This window comes from Polaribacter sp. BAL334 (genome assembly GCF_015767435.1).
GTDB lineage: Bacteria > Bacteroidota > Bacteroidia > Flavobacteriales > Flavobacteriaceae > Polaribacter.
In genome coordinates this window covers 1-22,042 of sequence record NZ_JADWOV010000258.1, presented here as the reverse complement: position 1 = coordinate 22,042, position 22,042 = coordinate 1, and the positions used below count along the sequence as shown (strand labels likewise).

General features: G+C 29.0%; 14 protein-coding genes. 4 read left to right on the top strand and 10 right to left on the bottom strand.

Annotated elements, in window-relative coordinates; translation table 11 throughout:
* Nucleotides 1-21 precede the first annotated feature (21 nt).
* From IU405_RS05195 to IU405_RS05155, 9 genes are all read right to left on the bottom strand, one after another.
* The gene (locus IU405_RS05195) at nt 22-801 is read right to left on the bottom strand and encodes a polysaccharide deacetylase family protein (RefSeq protein WP_197437553.1); all 780 of its coding nucleotides are present in this window, start codon (nt 799-801) and stop codon (nt 22-24) included.
* Nucleotides 802-3,351 (bottom strand): cellulase family glycosylhydrolase, encoded by a 2,550-nt coding sequence (locus IU405_RS05190; protein ID WP_197437552.1) that lies wholly within the window; start codon nt 3,349-3,351, stop codon nt 802-804. It lies immediately after the preceding gene.
* 98 nt (nt 3,352-3,449) lie between these two features.
* Nucleotides 3,450-4,109: a T9SS type A sorting domain-containing protein gene (locus tag IU405_RS05185; protein WP_197437551.1), complete on the bottom strand. Its 660-nt coding sequence runs from the start codon at nt 4,107-4,109 to the stop codon at nt 3,450-3,452.
* A gap of 99 nt (nt 4,110-4,208) precedes the next feature.
* Nucleotides 4,209-5,429, bottom strand: coding sequence for a glycosyl hydrolase 53 family protein (locus tag IU405_RS05180; RefSeq protein ID WP_197437550.1), 1,221 nt, complete (start codon nt 5,427-5,429; stop codon nt 4,209-4,211).
* 1 nt (nt 5,430) lies between these two features.
* Nucleotides 5,431-6,177 (bottom strand): GDSL-type esterase/lipase family protein, encoded by a 747-nt coding sequence (locus IU405_RS05175; RefSeq protein WP_197437549.1) that lies wholly within the window; start codon nt 6,175-6,177, stop codon nt 5,431-5,433.
* 25 nt (nt 6,178-6,202) lie between these two features.
* On the bottom strand, nt 6,203-7,030 hold the full coding sequence (locus IU405_RS05170; RefSeq protein ID WP_197437548.1) for a SusE domain-containing protein: 828 nt from the start codon (nt 7,028-7,030) through the stop codon (nt 6,203-6,205).
* A gap of 48 nt (nt 7,031-7,078) precedes the next feature.
* Entirely contained in the window at nt 7,079-8,632 is a 1,554-nt protein-coding gene (locus IU405_RS05165) for a RagB/SusD family nutrient uptake outer membrane protein (protein WP_197437547.1), read from the bottom strand.
* A gap of 32 nt (nt 8,633-8,664) precedes the next feature.
* Entirely contained in the window at nt 8,665-11,568 is a 2,904-nt protein-coding gene (locus IU405_RS05160; RefSeq protein WP_197437546.1) for a SusC/RagA family TonB-linked outer membrane protein, read from the bottom strand.
* Nucleotides 11,569-11,797: 229 nt separating this feature from the next.
* Complete coding sequence (locus tag IU405_RS05155; protein WP_197437545.1) at nt 11,798-15,730, bottom strand: two-component regulator propeller domain-containing protein; 3,933 nt, start codon at nt 15,728-15,730, stop codon at nt 11,798-11,800.
* Between the two features lie 506 nt (nt 15,731-16,236).
* On the opposite strand from IU405_RS05155, the gene IU405_RS05150 reads away from it, so the two are divergent.
* The 4 genes from IU405_RS05150 (at nt 16,237) to IU405_RS05135 (ending at nt 21,608) form a co-directional block, all read left to right on the top strand.
* Nucleotides 16,237-16,431, top strand: coding sequence for a hypothetical protein (locus tag IU405_RS05150; protein ID WP_197437544.1), 195 nt, complete (start codon nt 16,237-16,239; stop codon nt 16,429-16,431).
* Nucleotides 16,432-16,440: 9 nt separating this feature from the next.
* Nucleotides 16,441-17,187 carry a hypothetical protein gene (locus tag IU405_RS05145; RefSeq protein WP_197437543.1) on the top strand — a complete coding sequence of 249 codons (747 nt, stop codon included), beginning with the start codon at nt 16,441-16,443 and terminating at the stop codon, nt 17,185-17,187.
* 256 nt (nt 17,188-17,443) lie between these two features.
* Nucleotides 17,444-19,954: a hypothetical protein gene (locus IU405_RS05140; protein WP_197437542.1), complete on the top strand. Its 2,511-nt coding sequence runs from the start codon at nt 17,444-17,446 to the stop codon at nt 19,952-19,954.
* Nucleotides 19,947-21,608, top strand: a complete 1,662-nt coding sequence (locus tag IU405_RS05135) for a hypothetical protein (RefSeq protein WP_197437541.1) — start codon at nt 19,947-19,949, stop codon at nt 21,606-21,608. Before IU405_RS05140 ends, IU405_RS05135 begins: the two co-directional genes overlap by 8 nt.
* A 337-nt stretch (nt 21,609-21,945) precedes the next feature.
* Here the strand turns inward: IU405_RS05135 and IU405_RS15890 are convergent, their stop codons facing one another.
* Complete coding sequence (locus IU405_RS15890; protein WP_410896734.1) at nt 21,946-22,038, bottom strand: integrase core domain-containing protein; 93 nt, start codon at nt 22,036-22,038, stop codon at nt 21,946-21,948.
* Nucleotides 22,039-22,042: the final 4 nt, after the last annotated feature.

Here is a 22,042-nt window from a genome sequence, read left to right as displayed (position 1 = left end):
GATTTATTTTAGTTTTTCAGACTATAAAATAGTCTCAACAGTCACAAATTTGTAACCATTTTTAATGCCATATTGAAGCATTTTCTCTAAATCTTTTAGTTTTGCGTCCAAATTGCTATAATCAAAATCGTGCATCAAAACCACTGCTCCATTGTGAATGTAATTTTTAAATTTCTCAAATAGTTGACCTTCTTTATTTTCTTTTGGATCCCAATCATTGGTCGTTATTGACCACAAAACCGTTTTGATGTTTTTTGAAGCTAAAAAATCAATCTGATTTTGAGTGATGGCACCAAAAGGAGGCCTGAAATACCTAACATTTTTTACACCATAATTTGACAATTCAGTATTGCATTTTTCAACCTGATTTTGCCATAATTGTTCATTTGAAAACGTCCAACCATTTTCATGATTCCAACTGTGATTTGCAATTAAATGCCCATTTTTTTTGGCAATATTGATGACATTAGGATTTTCTTTGACGCGTTCTCCCACCCAAAAAAAAGTTCCTTTTGCGTTGTATCTATCTAAAATTTTGATGATTTTTTTTGAAACTTCTGTTGGGCCATCATCAAAAGTTAAGGCAATTTGTTTTTTGGTTGAATCGCCTTTTGTAATACAAAAACCTTGACTGTTTTTCTGAAAATCCAAAAATTGATTTGGAATTAATGGAAGACTGTCATTTTTTTGATTGCTATTTATTTTCCAATTCACTTTTTCTGCACCGTTTTTTTCGCTTTTGGAAAAGTTTGTCAGAAAAACTACAAAAATCAATAATAGTAACTTTTTAAAAATCTTCATTTATTTGAGCACAATTTTATGGAGTAAAACCCCTTGTTTTTCTGAATAATTTTCTGGGTTTAGATCTGGTCCAAAACTAATTTGTAGTGATTCAATCGCAGATTTTTCAAATTTTTCTGTGGATGAAGAAGTAAACCAATACGATTGAAATCCTGGATAAGGTCTTGGTAATAAAACCATTGGAACTGCTTTTAACGCTGAAAGTGGAATAAAATGGATTTCTTTTTTGGGTGTTACTTCTATTACTTTTCCAAAAACGGTTCCATTATTTAATTGCAAAGCAATTTGTACTTTTTGATTTTTAGTGGTTCCAGATGAAGCTTCTATCATCAAAGAATCAAGAGAATTTAGATGATGAATTTCATTTTTGATATTTTTTTCAACCAAAATTTTAAACGTAAAATCAGGAATTTCTCCATTTAAATTGTTGACTGTTACATTCAATGTATTTTCAGTCGGAATTTTATGAACAATAGTTTCAAAACGATAGCCTCTTTGATTTGGCCATAAAAAATTATTTTCTGATTCCACAGCAGCATCAAACAAAACGATGATTGGTGCTGATTTTACAATTTTTGTACTATATCTTTTTTCAGGAATAAAATCCCAATCAATAGGATTTCCAGCCACATTATCAGGAAAAACAGTTGTGCCATTTTCAGTATAAACAACGATATGATAATTGAATGAATTTCCATACAATTTCTCTTTCGGAATTAGCACTTTGTAGTGATAATTTCCTGATTTTTCCATCACATAATTATCCGTTTTTTGATACCCTGAAGGCAAAACAACTTCTACTTTTTTAATTTTTGTTGGCGAAATAATGTCAGCTTCAATGTTTAAATCAGTCTTTTTTTCAATCGATTTTAAAGGTTCATGAACCACATAAATTTGCTTGATTTCTTGATTGATATTTGCAAATTCATTGGTTTTGATATTTCCTAATTTTTGAGTTGAAATAGCTATATCAAGCTCATTTTTTGCATGTAAAATATACGTTCCAGGTTTGATTTTGAATTTTTGAGCACTTGATTTTCCTGAAAATGTATTGCCTTTATCAATTGCAGAAATATGGAAATTTGCTCCCAAATCCGAAAGATTAATTTCTATCTCATTGTCATTATTTTCTAAAAAAGCCACTGTTTTTTTAAGACTTGCTTTTTCAAAAGGATCATTTACCCAAATCACGTCAGGAAGGATTTCTAATCTCCAAATTCCATTGTCAATTTTATCCAAAAAGTAAGCGCCACTTCCAGCATAAGAAACCAATTTTGAAGAACCAACTCCTGCAATTTCTTTTAATTTGTTAGTGTTTTTAGGAATTTCATCAGTTGAATTTGTGTAATAAAAAGCAGTTTCAGTAGTGTAAATCGCTAAATTTTGACTAGGAATCAAGGTTGTATTCATGAAATTTGTGTTGTTTGGAAACTTCCCAAAAGAAGCTCCTAAAGGCGTTTCATGAAAAACTTTTGAAGCAATTTTGAAAGAAATCGCTTTTGAAGGCGTGTACGCAAGGTTGAAATAATGCGTTTGATATTCAGTATTTGCAAAAGCTAAATCAATTGGATCATAAGCAAATTGCGCTGCAAACTGAAATTTAGCGCCTCTAAAACTTCTTGCCATTGCAGGAAATAAAGAAGATTGATTGGTGTCTCCAGGGTCAAATTCATAAATGATTCTTGCTTTATTTTGGAATTCTTTTTTAGAATCAAAAGGAATTTCATACGAATCAACATTGGGTAAATTATTCATTTCAAGTAAATTCCCTCTTACTAATCCAGTTGGATACCATTGAAAAGTACACCCTTGAATATTGGCTTTTAAATAATCATCAATAAATTCTGGTCTTTCAGAAACGTTGTAAAAAATAGGATTTTTAAAACCAGCTTTGCGAATGACATCAACCATTCTGTTGATATATTTTGTGGCAATGGGTCCATTAGTATGCGTTGGTTCGTTGTTGATTTCCAGCGCAATAATATCAGGATCATTTTTATATGCCAAACCAGTGTAAGGATTTACATGATTTAATAATTGTGTAAAATAGCGTTCTTGTTTTTGTAAGACTTTTTCATCATCATAGGTTTGCCATTTTTCCAATTTATTGGAAAATCCATCTACAGGAAAATTCTTTTCAGGATAGCCATTATCACCCACTTTGAAAGGAGTTACAAGGGTTTTGAATCCTCTTTCTTTCATTTTTGCGAGGGTATAATCTAACAAATCAAGCTGAGGAGAATCAATTAAATTTCCCAAACTGTCAGTGACTTCTGTATCCCAAATGTGCACTCTAAAAGCATCAACGCCCAAACGTGACAAATGATAAACATCTTTTTCTATGGCATTTTTATGATTTTTATTTACATAATTTATGGCTCTGTAACCATGTGCAAAAGGCAGTGTGTAATTGACGCCAAAAAGTCGGATTTCCTCCTTGTTTTTTGACCATCTAAAAACACCTTTTGAGTCAACAAACGTTGATTTTTGACTGAAAAAATTATAATTTACAGCAATAAAAAGGACAAAAAAAACTATTTTAAATTTCATTGAAAAAGATTTTAAACCTTACACTTTATAAAATTCAACATTTTTAGGAGATTTATGAATGAATTTTCCTAAAAATGTTGAATTTAAAAAAAATTGATTTAATTTTTAATGAATTTCATTCTCTTTTGATTATTTTCTGAAGTCACTGTAAGAATATAAATTCCTGAATTTAATTGAGAAACATCAATTTTAGAATTCGAAATTTTTGAGGAAGCATACACTTTTTTACCCAAAACATTTACAATAGAAACTTGAGAAATTGCACTATTTTCAATTCCTTTTAATTGAATAACATCCCTTGTAGGATTTGGAAAAATAGACACATTTTGTAAATTTTTTGAAATATCATCTACACTTAAAGCAGCAGCAGTAAGATTAATTGGTGTTGCTGGATAAGCACCTGCTAACCAATCAAAAGTGCTTGTTTTTAATTCGATGTTAATTTTATAATTCAAAGCTCCTGTTAAACTTGAAGAAGGAGCTGTGCCCTCAGGAATTGTAAAAGTTATAGATCCAGTAACGTCTGTTCCTGCTGGAGCAGGACTTAGTTCTCCACCTGCAACATAGCTTACCCAAGTCCAATCATTTAGTAAATTGATTCCACAAAAAATATATCCGTCAGCAGCAACTGTGTATTTAAAATCTACTTTGATGGTTTTCCCAATTTCTGAAGTTGAAATATCTGAAGTAAATGCTATGGATTGAGCATTGATAAAACTTGTTAAAAGTAACGCAATAAAAAGTAATTGTTTTTTCATAATTTAAAGATTTAAGTGAATGGTTATGAGTTAATTATTGTTTAGTTTGATAGAGCTTAACTCTGAATCTCTATTTTCTTTTATATTGATTTATTTTTTTTAATATTGAATTATTTCGTTCATCCAATTGACACCATCATGAAGATTGTGATTGAAATCCCAAAAAGCTTTGTTTTCCCATGAAGAACCAGCACCATATTGATCAGGAAAAATTAAGGTGTTAGATCCAACCCATTCTCCTCCCCAATAAATGATTCCAATGCCACCTGCATCAAACAATTCTTGTCCAAAATCTTTTAAATACTTTTTTTGTGTATTTGTATTTGGTGGATTGTCATAACCTCTTGGAATATTTTCAACTCCCAAAATATCCACATGACCATCATTTCCACCAGTTCTAAAAAGTTGTGCAGTTTCCATGATTAAAAATTCTTTTTTGTAGGTATTTTTTACAAAAGACACAACCTCTGTCCAGTTCTTAAAATCTCCCAAAGAATGCCAACCATGATAATGAGAAAGTGCCAAAATATCAAAATCCAAATTATTTCGAACGTGTACTTTTAACCAAGTTTTCAGATAGGAAGCATTAAATATATGACAGGCTATTTTGATGTTTAATCCATATTTTGAGTTGATATCTCTTACCGCTTTTGTGCCTGCATTTAATAATTTTACAGTTCTCACAACACTATAAGGAGGCAAATCACTTTCAAGCATGTTAGGCTCTAAAAAACGTTGGTTTGTTTCATTGCCAATCGCAACAATCTCCGGAATTAATCCTGATTTTATGAAATCTTCTAAAACTGTTGTGGTGTGTTTGTATACTGAATCTTTTAATTTTTCTACATCACTAGCTATAGATTGCCATTTTAGTGGCGCAACATAACCATTTAATCTATCATTGTCATTTAATGCCATTGATTGATAACCAAATGTTAATAGCGTTTTTAAACCTGCATTTTTGGCTCTTTGCATTTCTATTTTTACTTTTGCTGGTGAACCAAAATCTACATCAGCAAAACCAGTTGTGTAGCTGCTTCTATAAGGAGGATTGTCAATTCTTAAACGAGCAATATTTGCACCATGATCTGCCAAACTTTGAAAAGCGTCTTTGGCGATGCCATTTTCTTTGAAAACAACTCCTCCATAAGTTTCTTGGTGCGAAACATATGCCATGTAAGAACCTTTGTAAAATACGGAACTTGGTGTTGGAAATGGTACTTCTTCTACAGTTGGAATGCCACTTTCTACAGTGCAACTTACTTGAAATAATAAACTTAAAGCAATGATAATCTGATATATATAAATTTTTTTAAACATTTTATAATGATATTAAATTGATTATTTTTTTCATCCAAACTCTATATCCTGTTTCATTTAAATGAACTCCATCATGAGATAAATTCATGTTCATCAAACCATCTTTATCTGTAAATTCAGTGTGTAATTCAATGAGTTGATACGGATTTTTTGATGCCGAATTTCTGAGCAATTCATTTGTCATTTGAATTTTTTCTCTAATTTTTAAAGTACTTGTTGGTAAAATTGTATGAACAAATATGTTGGTATTTGGAGATTTTTCATGAATTTGATTGACAATTTTCAGGATGTTTTCATACACTTTTTCGGATGTCATATCATCTCTAAACAAATCATTGATACCTATTAAAATGAAAATTTGTTTTTGTTCGCAATACGTAAGTTCATCCAATCTTGCCAAAACACCTTCAGTGGTATCTCCTGCAATTCCTCTATTTTTTATTTTTGAATTATTGAATCTTTTGCCCCAATCTCCACCATTTTCGGTGATGCTATTGCCTAAAAAAACAATACCATTTTTTGACAATGGATTCTCTTTGAAACTTGCAATTCTCTCTGGATAATGCTTTTTAGTAAAATCAGTATGTGAAGCAATTACCAAGTTTTTTGATGGATACATTGCACTTGGAATTGTGCAAGTTAAATTTTCATTATCAAGTTCATTTGGATTATTACTACTTTGTGTACATGCTTTTAATGACATGAAAAGCGAGATAGAAACTATCACTCTTAAGCTTAAATATTTCATATAGAATCCCATTTATACAATTTTTTTATTGAGGCGTTACTGTATATTTTCCTGTTACAAAATCAATCGTAATCTCATAAATCCCAGTAATTGGAGGAGATTTTATAGGGCTTCCAATCCAAGGTGGATTTGTATTTGAGCCATTTTCTGTAAATGAACCTCCTGTAGCTGGTTGATTTGCAACCAAACCTACATACGCAGGATTTCCCCAACCCATATTGCTACTAATAAATGCAAAATTTCTGTTTCCAATTAATTCTCTTGTAATCGTAAAAATGGCTTTGTTAGGAATTTTTGTCAATTTTTGATTTGCAGGAACTGGATAACCCCAATTGGATGGCACTGCATCACCTTGAAGATATAATTCTCCAGATAATGGAAGTGGAAAAAATAAATCTTCATAAGGTGTTACTGTTATCGATTCAATTTTTGAATAAGAAGGCAAAGCACCATAATTTAGAGATGTTTTTAGTCTTACTTTAATTTTTCCTTCAACATTTGTATTTAAATCCATGCTTAATGCGATTGCATTTAATTTTGCATGCGTAAGAGACAAAGTTGTATTTTCGGTAACTTCGGTTTCAGGATCAGAAAAATCGCCATTTTCAGCATCAATTTCTAAAGTATATTGCAAAGGAGTATTTACGCCATAATCAGAAACATTCCAACTAAAACCAATGGCTGTTTGGTCTTTATTGGCTTTGCTTAAAATTATAGTTGTCGCTGTTGGATTTATCAGCAATTCACCATCAATTGGAGGTATTGCAACATACGTACTTTCACTATCTGTACACGAATTGAATAGGGATGAAGTGAGCAGTATTCCAATAAAAATTTTTAAAATATTTTTCATACTATTTGTGTTTTATTATTATTTATTTTAGTGATTTAAAGCACTATTTTAAAAACCATCTATTTGTTTTAAATTAGGATTTGCCAACAAATCTGAAGTTGGAATTGGAAATAAATTGTACTTGTCGTCAACTGCTCTTCCAAATTCGGAATTTCCTTTCCAAGCCCATAAGTAAGCTCCTGTAGTCAATTTATTATATCTAATTAAATCAGTTCTTCTATGAGTTTCCCAGTACAATTCTCTAGCTCTTTCATCTAAAATGAAATCAAGCGTAAGTTGTGTATTGGTAATATTTCCAGAAGTACTTGAAGGATTATTTGCATAAGCACGACCTCTAATTTGATTTATATAACTCAAAGCCAATGCATTACTTCCTCCTGAGCCACCTCTTAAAACAGCTTCAGCATAAGTTAAATAAATTTCTGCCAAACGAAATACTGGAAAATCAATATCAGAAAGATTTCCAAAATTGTTATTTTGTTCTATTGGATTTCCATTTCGATCTTTGTTTCTGTATTTAAAAGACGAATATCCATCTGTACTTGTTGAAATTGATTTTACTACTAAGTTTTGTCCACTTGTAAAAAACATTCCACGTTTGTCAATAGAAGTATCAGGTGTTGGAAATAACGCAGGAACTTGTTGTGTAAAACGAAACGATTGCCAACTGCTTGACATTCCATTAATACTTGCTGGAACACCTGCAGGACCCAATGCTAAAAAATTTGTAGAATACCAAGTTTGGTTTGTATTGTCATAATTTATCGTGAAAATAAATTCGTTGATGTTCAAATGATTATCACCCAACATCAACCACTCATATCTTGTTTCTAATGCATATCCTTCGTTAATTATTTTGGTAGCATATGTAATTGCTTCTGTATAATATTCATTTCCTGTATAGGTTTTTCCGTTCAAATACATTCTAGAAAGCAATGCCCAAGCTGCAGCTTTGTCTGGTCTGCCCCATTCATTTGTTCTTGCATCTGCCAATTCAGTTTCAATTTCTTTCAATTCTGTTTCAAGAAAAGCGAATAAATCAGCACGTTGAATTTGACTTGGTGGAGTAGTTCCTAAAGTTTCTTCTGTTGGAAAAGGAGGATTTCCATAACTATCCATCAAAATCCAAAAACAATACGCTCTTAAAAATCGTACTTCAGCTTTGAATTGATTTATTTCTGCAGCTTGTGATGCAGTAAATCCTCTTGCAGCTATTTTTTCAGATGAAGATTCATTGATAAAATTGTTGCACAATGTGATCATGTTCATTGCAGCTGTATACACATTTGCGATGGCTGGCGAATCTGCACTCCAAGCCAATTCATGATAAATTCCATCACCACCATCATTCCAAGTACTTACTGCCATGTCTGTAGAATATTCTTGCATGCTCCAATAAAACCTCAAAAAGGTGCTGTAAGCCAAATTAGAATACACAGAAACCAATCCTTGTTTATACCCTTCAACACTATTAAATTGTTTGTCAGAAGTAACTGTATTCAGTGGAACTTTGTTTAAATCTTCTGTACATGAATTCAAATTGACGATAAAAATCAATATCATTACCATCAAAAGAAACCTGTTGTTTTTGAATTTTTCCATTTGTTTTTCTTTTAGTTATTATCTCTATTTTTTTAAAAATTTAAGTTTATGCCCAAAGCAAAAATTCTAGGAACTGGATAGCCATTTTCACTTCCATTGTTTGATTCTGGGTCTAATCCATCATAATTTGTGATGACAAAAACATTTTGAACGGTGAAATTTAAACCCAAGCCAAGTTTAGAATTCATCAATGTTTTTCCGAAATTATATCCAATATTGATGTTATCCATCTTTAAGAAAGAGGCGTTTTGTAAATAAAAATCACTGAATCTTTGGGTGTCATTATTAAATCTAAAAAGGGTGTCATAGTACAATCTGTTTAGATTTTGTGAAACTTGAAAATCAGTAATGGCAACAGTACTATTGTAAGGTTGAAAAAATAAATAATGACCCAAATTGGCATGAAAAGCAGTGCTCAAACTCCATTTTTTATTTTGCAGACTCGTGCTAAATCCTAATAAATATTTTGGCAATGCTGATTTATTGGTAATATATCTATCAGCTGCATTGATATTTCCATCATTATTTACATCTACAACTTGACCTTCAATGGGCATTCCATTAGCATCATACACTTGGTTGTATAAGTAAAAAGTGTTTCTTGGATAATTGACAGTATTTACCAAAGTAGCATCACTAAACAACCCAACTCCATCATCATTACCATTTGTTAATTTGGTGATTTTATTGATATTATAAGTAGCATTGAAATTTAAAGTCCAATTGATGTCATCTGTTTTTACAGGAGTTGCATTGAAGTTAAATTCTATACCTTTATTTTCCATAGAACCAATATTCAGCAGCAATTGATTTCCGAAATTAACACCTAAAGGAATGGTTGTCATGTTCAATAAATCTTTGGTGTTTTTTTGATAGATGTCAACACTTCCTGAGATTCTGTCATCCAAAAAACCAAAATCTAAACCAATATTAAAAGAGGCTGTTTGTTCCCATTTCAAATCAGGATTGTAGGCTTGAGGCGAAACAGTGATATATGGAGTGTCACCAAAAGTATATCTGTTATTCAAAAAACCGATGTTATAACCTGTTTGATAATAATAATTGGCAATTCCATCTTGTTGACCTGTGATTCCATAACTTGCTCTTAATTTAAGATTTGATAAAGATTTTACGTCTTTCAAAAAACGTTCTTCTTTCATTTTCCAGGCCAATGCTACAGAAGGAAATGTTCCCCAACGATTATCACTTGAAAATCTTGAAGACCCATCTCGTCTTAAAGAAGCAGTCAATAAATATTTGTCATCAAAATTATAATTTACACGACCATAAAATGAAATGATGGCATTACTTGGTTTATCAAAAGGAAATGGAGGTTCGCTATTTGGAAACTGAGTACCATCTGCTCGAAATGAAGGATATGAATAATTGGTTGATAAAAAATCGTTGTAAGAATATCCTGCTGTAATATCAAAATTACTCTTTATAGAAGTCATTTCTTTGCTATAAAAAAGATAAGATTCTAACAATAGATTTCTAACTTCACGTGAAGGATTTGCATAATAAATATACCCTCCAGAAAGATCACTAGGAAAATAATTTGGTTGTGCTGCATCTCTAAAAACACCTCTAGAAATATCATATCCTGCATTTACATTTACATGCAAATCTGGCAAAAAGTGCGTGGAATAATCCAATTGAATATTTCCCAAACTTCGATAACTTTGGTTCACTCTATCCACTTGTTCTAGCATACTTACAGGATTTATAAGCGCGATTGCTGGATTGTCTGCAAATTGAATGTACTGAAAATAACCACCATACGTTTGGTCTTCTACACGAACTGGTTGTGTTGGATCAAAAGCTGTGGCAGTCCAAATGGCATTTTGATTGGCAATTTTATCATCTTCAAAAGAACCTTTTAAATTGATATTCACTTTTAAATGATTGTCAAAAAACTTTGGATTCAAGTTTAATAAAGCAGTCAATCTTTTATAATTTCCGGTTTTTAAATTTCCTTCTTGGTCTAAATAACCCACTGAAGCACGATAAGGTAGTTTTTTAATGGCGCCACTTACACTCACATTAAATTCGGATGTAAATGCTGGTTGATAAATTTCATCTTGCCAATTGGTATTTGCAGTTCCTAATGGAGTTCTGCTTGTTCCAAGCGTATTTACAACGGCTCTATATTCATCTGCGCTTAAAACATCTGCATTTCTGATGATTGTTGAAACTCTAGTATTTGTGGTTATATTTACTTTGAATTCGTCAATACTTCCTTTTTTAGTGGTGATAATTACAACACCATTAGAAGCTCTTGAACCGTAAATTGCTGCAGAAGAAGCATCTTTTAAAACAGTAAAACTTTCAATGTCATTTGGATTTAATTGACTCAAAATTCCAGGACCATTATTTGAACCTTCAATCGGAATTCCATCAATGATAAATAACGGATTGTTGGTAGCACTTAATGACGAACCTCCACGAATTAAAATAGAACTTCCAGCACCTGGTCTTCCTCCAGCTGGGGTTATTTGAACTCCTGGCAACTTGTTGGCAACTAAATTTTCAACATTTGTTGCAGGAATGTCTTGAAAATCTTTTTCACTAATACTTGCTACAGAGCCTGTTAAATCTTTCTTTTTCTGAGTTCCATATCCAATCAATATAATTTCATTCAAACTTTCTGTTGCTTCCAATAACGAAACATTTAAATTGGATGAAGTAATTTTAATTTCCTCACTTTTATATCCCAAATAGGAAAACACTAAAACATCACCAATACTTGCTTTTATAGAATATTCTCCATTAAAGTCAGACAAACTTCCAATGGTTGTGCCTTTGAGTAGCACACTAACTCCAGGCAAAGGAGTATTAGAACTTTTCTCTTTCACAATTCCACTAACAGTGATTTTTTGGGCTTGTGATACTAATGAAAAACTCAGCAACACAAATAGACAGATTATTTTTTTCATTCTTTTTGATTCTTTTTTCTTGATTAAGAAAATCATCTTTATGAGATTTATTTTTAGTTGATTGTTTATTGGAGAAAAAAAATTTCCAATATTTTGGTTTTTTACTTCTACAATATTATGCGAAATGAGAGGCAATAGGAGGGGTCAAATTCATTCAATAAGTAGGAAGAACTCATTGATTTTAGAAAATTTCTATAGATTTAGGGTAATTTAGGACAACAACGTCCAATTAGGATTTCGTAAAGTCTGAAGGATTTTTCTTAAACTTTTGTTTGAACAATTTGCTAAAATATTTTCTGTCAGAATAACCCACTTTATAGCAAGCATCAGAAACGGAATACCCCATTTCTTCAATAAGTTGTTTGGCAATTGAAAGTCTATAATCTCTGATAAATTCAATAAAAGTCAATCCAGTCAATGATTTTATTTTCTTATACATTGCTGAATGACTCATGTTGATGTTTTCTGAAATGGTTTGTGCATTCAAATTATTGGATTGCAAATTTTCTTCCAATGATTTGTAGAGGTTTTCAAGAAAAATCTGATCTTGTGAATTGATAGCTAGTTCTTTAGGATTCAGCAAAATGCTGTTTGCGAATTTTTCTTTGAGCAATTTTCTGTTTTTCAGCAGGTTTTTAATCCTATTTTTTAAAATATCTTCATTATAAGGTTTGATAATATATTCATCTGCACCAGTTTCAAAACCTTCCATTTTATCTTTTTCAGCTGTTTTTGCAGTTAAAATAATTATAGGAATATGACTTGTAATTCCGTTGATTTTTATTTTTTTAGACAGTTCAATTCCGTCCATTTTTGGCATCATAATATCGCTAATAATCAAGTCTGGTAGTTCTGTGGATGCTTTTTTAAGTCCATCTTCACCATCAAAAGCTTGAATCACTTCATACGATTCTTGTTCTAAAATTTCCTTTAACGATTCTTGAATTTCAAGATTGTCTTCCACAATTAAAATGGTGGTAATTTGCTTCTTTTTATCTGAAATTTTTTTCTCTAATTTTTCAATGGTGTTGGTATTATTTTCTAATTCCGAATCCATATTTTCATCCGAATCAAAATGATTTCCTTTCATTAAATGAACTTCAAACGAACTTCCTTTTTTATAATTGCTTGTCACGTTTATGTTGCCTTTGTGCAATTCAACAACATCTTTTACGATTGCCAAGCCCAATCCAAAACCCCTATTATTTTTAGATTGAACATTTTTTACTTGATAAAATCTGTTGAATATTTTCTTCAAATCTTCAGTAGAAATCCCAATTCCATTGTCTTTGACAGTTAAAATTACCTCGTTATTGGTGTCTTCAATAAAAACTTCGATAGTACCACTGTCATTGGTGAATTTAAATGCGTTTGAAATCAAATTAAAAACGACTTTTTCAAGTTGATTTCTGTCAAAAAAAAGAAATTGTGTAGTGTTGTCTGTTCTAAAAGTGTATTTTATATTTCTATCCAAAGCAATGTCCGAAAATGACAAATAAATTTCTTTGACAAAGGAGACAAATTCATTTTTTGAAACATTCAACACAATATCATTGGATTCTAATTTTCGAACATCCAACAATTCATTGACCAATCTTAGCAGCAAATTACTATTTCTTCTAATGGTGTGTGCTGCCTTTATTTGCTTGCTATCTTGCAGTTTGTTGTTGTCAAAAAGACGATTGATGGAACTTAAAATTAATGTAACTGGCGTTCTAATTTCATGAGAAATATTGGTGAAAAACTGCTGTTTTAAATTGTATAATTCCACATCTTTTTCGTGTGTTAACTTCTCTAATTCTAAGGAACTTTTCAGTTTTGCCCATGAAATACTGTTTTTTCTGAAAAGATATAGAAAGAATAAAATGAGCAAAGAATAAATGATATATGCCCACCAAGTCAGCCAAAATGGTCTTAAAATCTTGATATTTATGGAGGTAAATTCTTCACCCCAATTTGCGCCAACTTCTTTACTTTTTACTTTAAAAACATAATTTCCAGGAGACAAATTCGTAAAAGTTGCTGTTCTGTCTTTTCCAATTGTTCTCCAATCTTGTTCAAAATTTTCCATTTTAATGGCATATTCGCAATTTTGTGAAAACGGAAATTTTAATGCCGAAAATTCAAAAGTGATGACATTTTGAAAATGTTTGAGTGTAATATCTGTAACACTTTCAATATTTTTTTGGATGATTTCTTCATCGCCAACAGTGACTTCTTTATTGAATAATTTAAAATTTCGAATGGCTACTTTTGGTTGTAAATTTTCATTATTCAATTTTCTTGGATCAAATTTCAGAACACCATTGATGCCTCCAAAATATAAAAATCCTTTGTCATCTTTAAAACTCGAATTGATGTGAAAATCGCCTGACAAACCCGTAAAAGTGCTAAAAGTTTTATTGGAATAATCATATTTTACAATTCCATTTTTACTGCCAAACCAAATATTTTTTTGGTCATCTTCTTCAATTGAAGTGATGTTTTTATATTTTACGTTTTCGTCATTTTCAAATCGCTCAATTTCTCTTGTTTTAAGGTTCATTCTGTTGATTCCTTCTCCAGAAGTTCCAATCCATAAATTTCCTTTTGAGTCTTTTAAAATCGAAAAAAGGTTATTACTACTGATTGTTTTTGAATCTTTTTCATCAAAAGTATAGGTTTCTACCTTTTTTGTTTCAATATCAAAAACACTCAAACCTCCTCCAAATGTGGCCATCCAAATCTTTTTTCCGTCTTTTAAAAGCGAAATAATATTGTTATTTGGAATCGTAAATCTTGAAAATTTATTGGTTGTAACGTCAAGATAATTCAAACCTCCACCCCAAGTTGCAATCCATAAATTTTGATTTTCGTCTTCAATAATATCTCTTACATCATTAAAACTCAATGAATTTTCATCTTTGAAATCATTGAGATATTGTGTCGTTTTTTTACGATTTAAATCAAATTTTATAAGGCCATTTCCAAAAGTCCCAAACCAAAAATTGTTGTCTTTTGTTTGAATAATTTTTTGAATGTATTTTGCTTTGACTATTTTTTCATCAAAAAACTGCGTTTTGTTCGTTTTTTTATCAAAAACATTGAGTCCATTTCCATCCAAACCTAAAAATAAATACTCTTGATTCTGGAAAATTGACAACACAGGATTTGGATTTTGACCAATAAAATCGCTAAAAATTATTTCTGTTTGATTTTTATTGTCCAAAATGCTAATGCCATTCCAAGCTGTTCCAATCCAAATAGTGGCATTGTCATCTTCAGTAATCACATAAATCGCATTTCCAGCCAAAGATGTTGACAATTGAGAATTGTACATATAATTGTTCACAATTGGGTCTTTGCTATTTGGATGTTTCAATTCAAAAAGTCCATATCCATCAGTTCCAACCCACAAATTGCCTTTGCTGTCTTTTTTCATAGAACGAATAATTTTGAATTTCTCATTCAATGGATCATCATTCTTGAAAAAATCAGCGATTTTATAATTGTTCAAATCAATAGTAAGCAATCCTTTTCCTGAGGTTCCTAGTATAATTTTGTCTGAATTTAATTCAGTAATTGCATTTATCGAGTTCGAAATTTGTTGCTTTTCTTGAGGAATATTTTTGAACTTTTTAGTCTGATTATCAAATAGAAAAATACCAGATGAAAATGTTCCAATCCAAATTCGTCCATTGGAATCTTCGTAAATACTTACTACATTAACGGTTTTATATTCATCAAAAGGATAATTATAAAACTTTTTTTCATCAAAATTTAATATTGACAATCCCTTTTCAGTTCCAATCAACAGATTGCCATTTTTATCTTCAATAAGCGTATTAATTCTGTCAGATAAAATAGAATATTTGTCGTTTTTTGCATTTTTGAAAGAGATAAATGTGTCATTTATTCGGTCATAAAGATTCAATCCACTTCCATAAGTGGTGAGCCAAATTCGGTTTTTACTGTCCAAATAAAGTCCTGAAATGTCATTGGAAACAATATTGCTGTTTTGTTTTGTGTACGCTTTTATGCTATGACCATCATATCTATTGAGTCCATATTGCGTACTTATCCACACAAAACCATTTTTTTCTTTTGCAATTCCTGTAATTCTTGAGCTTGACAAGCCTTGAGATTGATCTATTTTTTGAAAAATAGGTTGTGTTTGTGTCAAACTTTTCGACACAAATAATCCAAAAAAAGAGAATAAAAAAAAGTGTTTCAGAAATCTCAAAATACCATGAATTGATTGTGATTTTTTAAAATGAATTTCAGCTACAATATCAATTTTAATAAATTTCAAAAAGTAGGACAATTTAAGATTTTTAGGGTGTCAAATTCTGACTTTTTAGAGAATTATTTTTTTTAGAAGCCATTTCCTGCTGTCCGTTTCAAGTCCGCACCAAAAACAGCATTTTTGTAAGTCTTTTTGTTGGCTTCTTACAGTCGCCATAAAAAGCCAACAAAAAGTAGCTGTTTTTGGTTTACGGGCTTTCCACTATCATCAGGGCTAGGGATTTGTTATGATATGAACTTTCTGTTTGTAAATTAAACTTTCTAAATTACTTTTTTGATTCTTTAGTGAAAATGTTTAGAATGAAAAAGAAAAACCCAAAATGAAAAAAAATATGCTTTGGAATAAAATTTGTGTTATATTTGAAACAATAAAACTTTAAAATTATGAAAACACTAGAAAGAATACTTAGGGACTCAAGAGGAAAAGATATTGGAGTGAGAGAAAACGAAAGAGGAGCAATGTATATTGATCATAAAGTTTTCTTTTCCCTAGATGAAACAAAAAATGCGATGAAAGCTTTACGTGATTCTAAATTAGTTTCAGATATTAGGGCTAAAAGAGATAAACAACGTAAATAGTATTATACTATGCCCTATAATCTTTGGATATTTCCGCTTTTAAGTGGTTTTTATTTTCTAATGAAATATAAATATAACACTTATAAATATCAAAGATTAGATTCCCAAATTTTAATTTTTCATTCAATTTTATATGGGATACTTATATTTCTTGGATTGTATACAATAAGGGTAATCATTTCATTAATATTTCCAACAGTAATCCCAGCAATTTATAGTTTTCTCTATAAATTACCTATAAAAAAACAAGACTTTTTATGGAGTTCATTATTTTGTTTTATTATAACTTTTTTAGTAGTTGAGATATTAAACCTCATAAATGAGAAAAACGAATATTTTTCATGGAGAAAACCAGTAGATAAAGCCATAGATGAAATAGGTGATGAAGTTGAACAACTTTTTAAGCAATCATTTGTCGATAAACTTTTTATACAAATAACACTAAAAAATAATAAAGTTTATGTAGGTTTTGCAGACACAATACTTCCGCCAAAAGAAACCAATTATTTAAAAATTGTACCATTAATAAGTGGATATAGAAAATCTGAAACTAAAGAGGTTGAATTTACGACAGAATACTTCGAAGCATTAGATTTTTATGACAAAAATCCATCTAAATATAACACTTTTGATATGGATATTATAGTAATGCAAAATGAAATATTAACAGCACAAATTTTTGACTGGGATATTTTTAGACTTTTTAACTATCCAACAGAAGATATCAAAGAAAATAAAAAATCAAAAAAGAAATAACAATCCAAAATTTTAAATTATTTACTCTTAATGGAATTTTGTAAAATGGGATAATTTTTTTTAAAGAAAGATATTTTATTCAAGAGTCAAATAATGAATTAAAAAATATAGCTTTGAAATTAAGTGACCAAGATTTAAAATAAATTGAATTAAAAATTGACAAGAATAATACTTTTATCACTGGAACAAAAAAATACCAGAAATGAGTATTACTTAATATATTGAATATTCAGAAAAAAACTAAAAAATTAAACAAATGAAAAGAGGTTACATAAGTAATGACTTATTTAGCTATAAGGAAGATTCAAATCTAAGACTCTCAAATAATAATTATGTTTTAGCAATTAAAGACGAGGATTTTCCAGATAGAAATATTATACCACTATTTTATTACGATAATGGTATCGTCAGAGATATTGATGAATATGATATGGAGAGAATAGTTGTAGTTCCTCATAAAACTATAAACAACAAATCTTTATCCCGTTTTAATCTAAATCAATTAATAAAAATTTCTTTCGGAAACATATCAAGTAATGAAAGATTCTATGAGGGCTCCAGGCTACCAAAGTGTATTACAATTGATTCATATATTTATCCAACTGATAAAAATGACATTATAGAAGTATTTAGTGGAATAATTGATGAGTCCAATTCTAGAATTAAACTTTCTAACTCATATTTAGATTCTTTAATATTAGATATTTATGTAGAGGAAAACTCACCAATTTTTATAGAAACAAATGATATGATAATTGGTCCTTTTAAAGTTTTAAGAAAAGATAGTGAAGGATATTTTTATGTTGAGAAAAATTTATGGAAAACTTTTGGAGAGTATAAATTAACGGAAGATTCTTATATTGAATTTACTTCAAATGAAATTGATCGTAAAATTCATATTCCTTCATTTAATAAGTTTGAACTTGTTAAAACACTCGATTTTAAAGATGATAATGAGGTAATAAAAGAATTTAAATCCTTATTAATAGAAAATTCAGAAAGTTTTAATAGCCAATACATAGAAAACCTATTGGGTATTTTAAACAAAACAAAACAAATAAAATCAATTGATAAATATATTTCTGAAAATAAGAGAATTGCTGAAATACTTAAAAACACAGAAAATGTTATTATCTCAAACAAGGAACTTGCACTTTTAATTCCAGAAATAAATAATATAAAAAGTGAAATTGAAAGACTACAAAACGAGGAATTTGAATTAAAAAGTGCTGTTGACACATTTTCGACAAAAAATGAAGATATTCAGCAAAATATAATACAAAAACAAGTAAAACTTGATTTATTAAAAATTGAATTAGAGAATCTTAGTAAAACAAAAGAGGAAGAATTACTAAAAATAAAATCAGGATTAGAAAATGAAATAACTCTTTTACAAGAAGAAAAAGAGAATTTAGAAAATGATATTAAAATTGAAACCGAAAAAAAATCAAAAGAATTAAACTTACTAAAAGAAAACTTAGAAAAATTAGAAAAAGAAAAAGAAGATTTAGATTTTACGGTTACAGAATTAAGACAAGAAAATAGAAAGGTTCAAAGAGACGCCCAAGAGGAGTTAATAAATGTATTTAGACACAAAAAATATTTTGATTTCTTAAGTGGAAGAGATTTATCTGAATTTGATAAAACATTTGAATATAATTTTAGTGATTTTTCAATTTTAGATAGTCATACAGATTATATTGAATTTAGAAAAGATTTAAATTTAATTTTAAATAAAAACGGAAGGAACTTTGATGCTCATTTTATAGATAATTTATTAATTTCAATTCATCAAAATACATTAACTGTATTGGCGGGGTTACCTGGAACTGGGAAAACCAGTTTAGCTAGACTATTAACAAAAATATTAGCACCAAAAGATAGAATTACTGAGGTTTCTGTAAATCGTGGCTGGTCATCACAAAAAGATTTAATAGGTTTTCAGAATCCATTAACAAATAAATTTCATTCTGCACCTACTGGTATTTATGAATTATTAATTCAACTTGACTTTGAATCAAAAAATAATAAATATTTAGACTCACCAATGGCTTATATAATTTTAGATGAAGCAAATCTAAGCCCAATTGAACATTATTGGTCTACATTTTATAATTTAACAGATTCAATTGCTAAAAAAAATAGTCTTTTATCAATTCCATTAGGTAATAACTTAAATATTGAATTTGCTAATAATTTACGTTTTATAGCTACAATTAATTATGACCAAACAACAGAAAGTTTGTCGCCAAGAGTAATAGATAGAGCAAATATTATTCAAATTGCTGAAAACAATTTTAACATTGATGCTGTTTCAGTTGAAGAAATAGAACAATTGAATATTTCATTTCAAAAATGTATTGATTTTTTTAATCTACTTGATTTTCAAGAAAAAAAACAAAATGTTGTACTTTCTGATGAACTAAATTTAATATTTAACGAGATTAAGAAACGATTTAAAACCCTAAGAGTGCCTATAAGTCCAAGAGTAGAGATTGCAATAAAAAAATATTGTGCAGTAGCAAAAAATTTGATGAAGAAGGAAGTTTCTCGTCCATTAGATTACTGCGTTTCTCAGAGGCTTTTACCAATGATAAATCTTCAAGGTGACACTGCAAAAAATAATCTTGAAGATTTGTTAAATGTTTTTGAAAAAAATGATTTGAAAAAATCTAGTGATATTTTAAAAAGAATAATTGAAACTGGAAATGAGGACAGCATTTATGAAGGTAATTATAATTATTTCTTAACACTTTCTCATGCTTAGGGTTTTTCAAGTTATTAAGGATAAAAAGATAGAAATACACCAATCAAACAATATTTATACAGTTTTTGAACTAGGAAAATATGAATTAATTTATTTTTCAGATAATTTAATATATAACAACATTTTTATTGAAGATATACCTGTTGATTTTAATAAAATAATTCAAACTCAAAATCAGATTATCTTATCAGAATTTAGATATTTTGAAAATTATTTTGGTTTTGCTAGTGTGAAAATAAATAATGAAATTTTTTTATTTAATATTAAAATTGAAAAATTAAAATTATCAGAAATTGAGGATATTTTTACTTATTTATGGAAGAAAGAAGATAAACTATTTAACATATTCTTTTCTAAAAGTACTTATGAATTAGACTTTAAAAGAAAAGGGTTTGAATTGGGTCATACCTCAAAATTAATTTCTTTCATTGAGACATTTGTTTCTACTTTTGAAAAGTTATATTTTTCTTTTGAAAATCTACCACATACTATACTAAGGAAATTTTATGTAAAGACAAAGTATGATTCTCATAAGGTAACATCAGATACTGTAGACTGGATGTTAAATAATTTGGATGAAATTTATTTTGACAGTTCTTTTAAAGGTCATTATAATTCAATAAAAATAAATAATAAATATGGTATTATTGATAATATAAAAACATCAGAAAGTATTAATTCATTTAACAATTATGAAAACCAAATTATATTAGGTGCTTTTATCACTATTTTAAGAAAACTAAATCAATTAAAATCTGAAATAAGTTCAAGTATAAATATCCAACCTAATAAAGATGAATTGTATGCTGATTTTAAAGACTTAAAAAGAATCCCTTTTATAAAATTGTTTGAAGATTCTACTTCATTAGAAAGAAAAGTAACTAAACTTTTTAATAAGTATCGAAAACTTTTTAAAGAAGTTGAACCTAAAACAGAAAAACCTATATTAACAACAGTCTTTGCACAAAAATTACATTACAAAAAAGCTTTTAGTTTAATAAAAAATTTAAATGACTACAAATTTGATTTGTTTGGTGAATTTAAACTTTTAAATATTAGTAAATTAAGTAAGCTATATGAGGTTTATAATCTATATATTATCGTTGAATTAATTAAACAAAAATTAAAAATTGAATTATTTAATATAAATGGACATTCTAATAGGGTTGATGAAATTGTTGAAAGAATAACTTTTGATAATAGTAATTATAGAATTTCACTTTTTTATGAACAAAAATTTTATGGGATATCAAAAGCTGATCAAGAAACAGAACTAAGAAGAATAGATTTAAAAAAGGGAAGTTATTATAATCCAGATTTTATTGTTGAAATATTTAATAAAGTAGACCAAAAAAAGAAATATTATATTCTTGATGCGAAATACTCTAAACTATATACAGTTAAAAATGTTTATTTATTTGATTTAATTGAAAAATATATTATAAATACCGGAATTAATAATTATCCGAATCTAAAAATAAATTCTTTAGTTTTAATTTTTCCAAATGAAAAAGGCGATAAGATAATTAATAGTGAATTTTTTGAACCTACAATTGAACTTATAGCTTCTAAACCAAATTTTGAAAAAGAATTAAACGTATTTATTAGCCAAGTTATCGAAAAGAATCTCCCTGATAATTTAATTTTAAAATAAAAATTCTCTTATAAATTATTGTAAATAATGAGAGTATCTACTTATTAGTAAAATCCTATTTCTATTTCCTACAAATAAAACAATCAATTTTTCTAACACCTGACAGGTTTCCAAAACCTGTCAGGTGTAACCTCCTTTAAAGAATAAAAATCAAAATTATTTTTTTTCAAATAGTCCTTTTCTGTTTCAATATTTTTACTATTTTTAGAACATTATAAATCTATTAAAAGAAAAAGTATCATGGCTTCAACCTCAGAAACAGGTCACAGTAAAAACGTGGCTAATTTTAGCAGTGTGTAAGCTTCCCTTAAATTCGATCCATTCAAAAATAGAATTTTTATTCATTTAATCTGTATTCAATTGGTGATTTATTTTTAAGTGATTTATGTGGTCTATTGTAATTGTAATCGTTTATCCACTCTTGACTTATATCT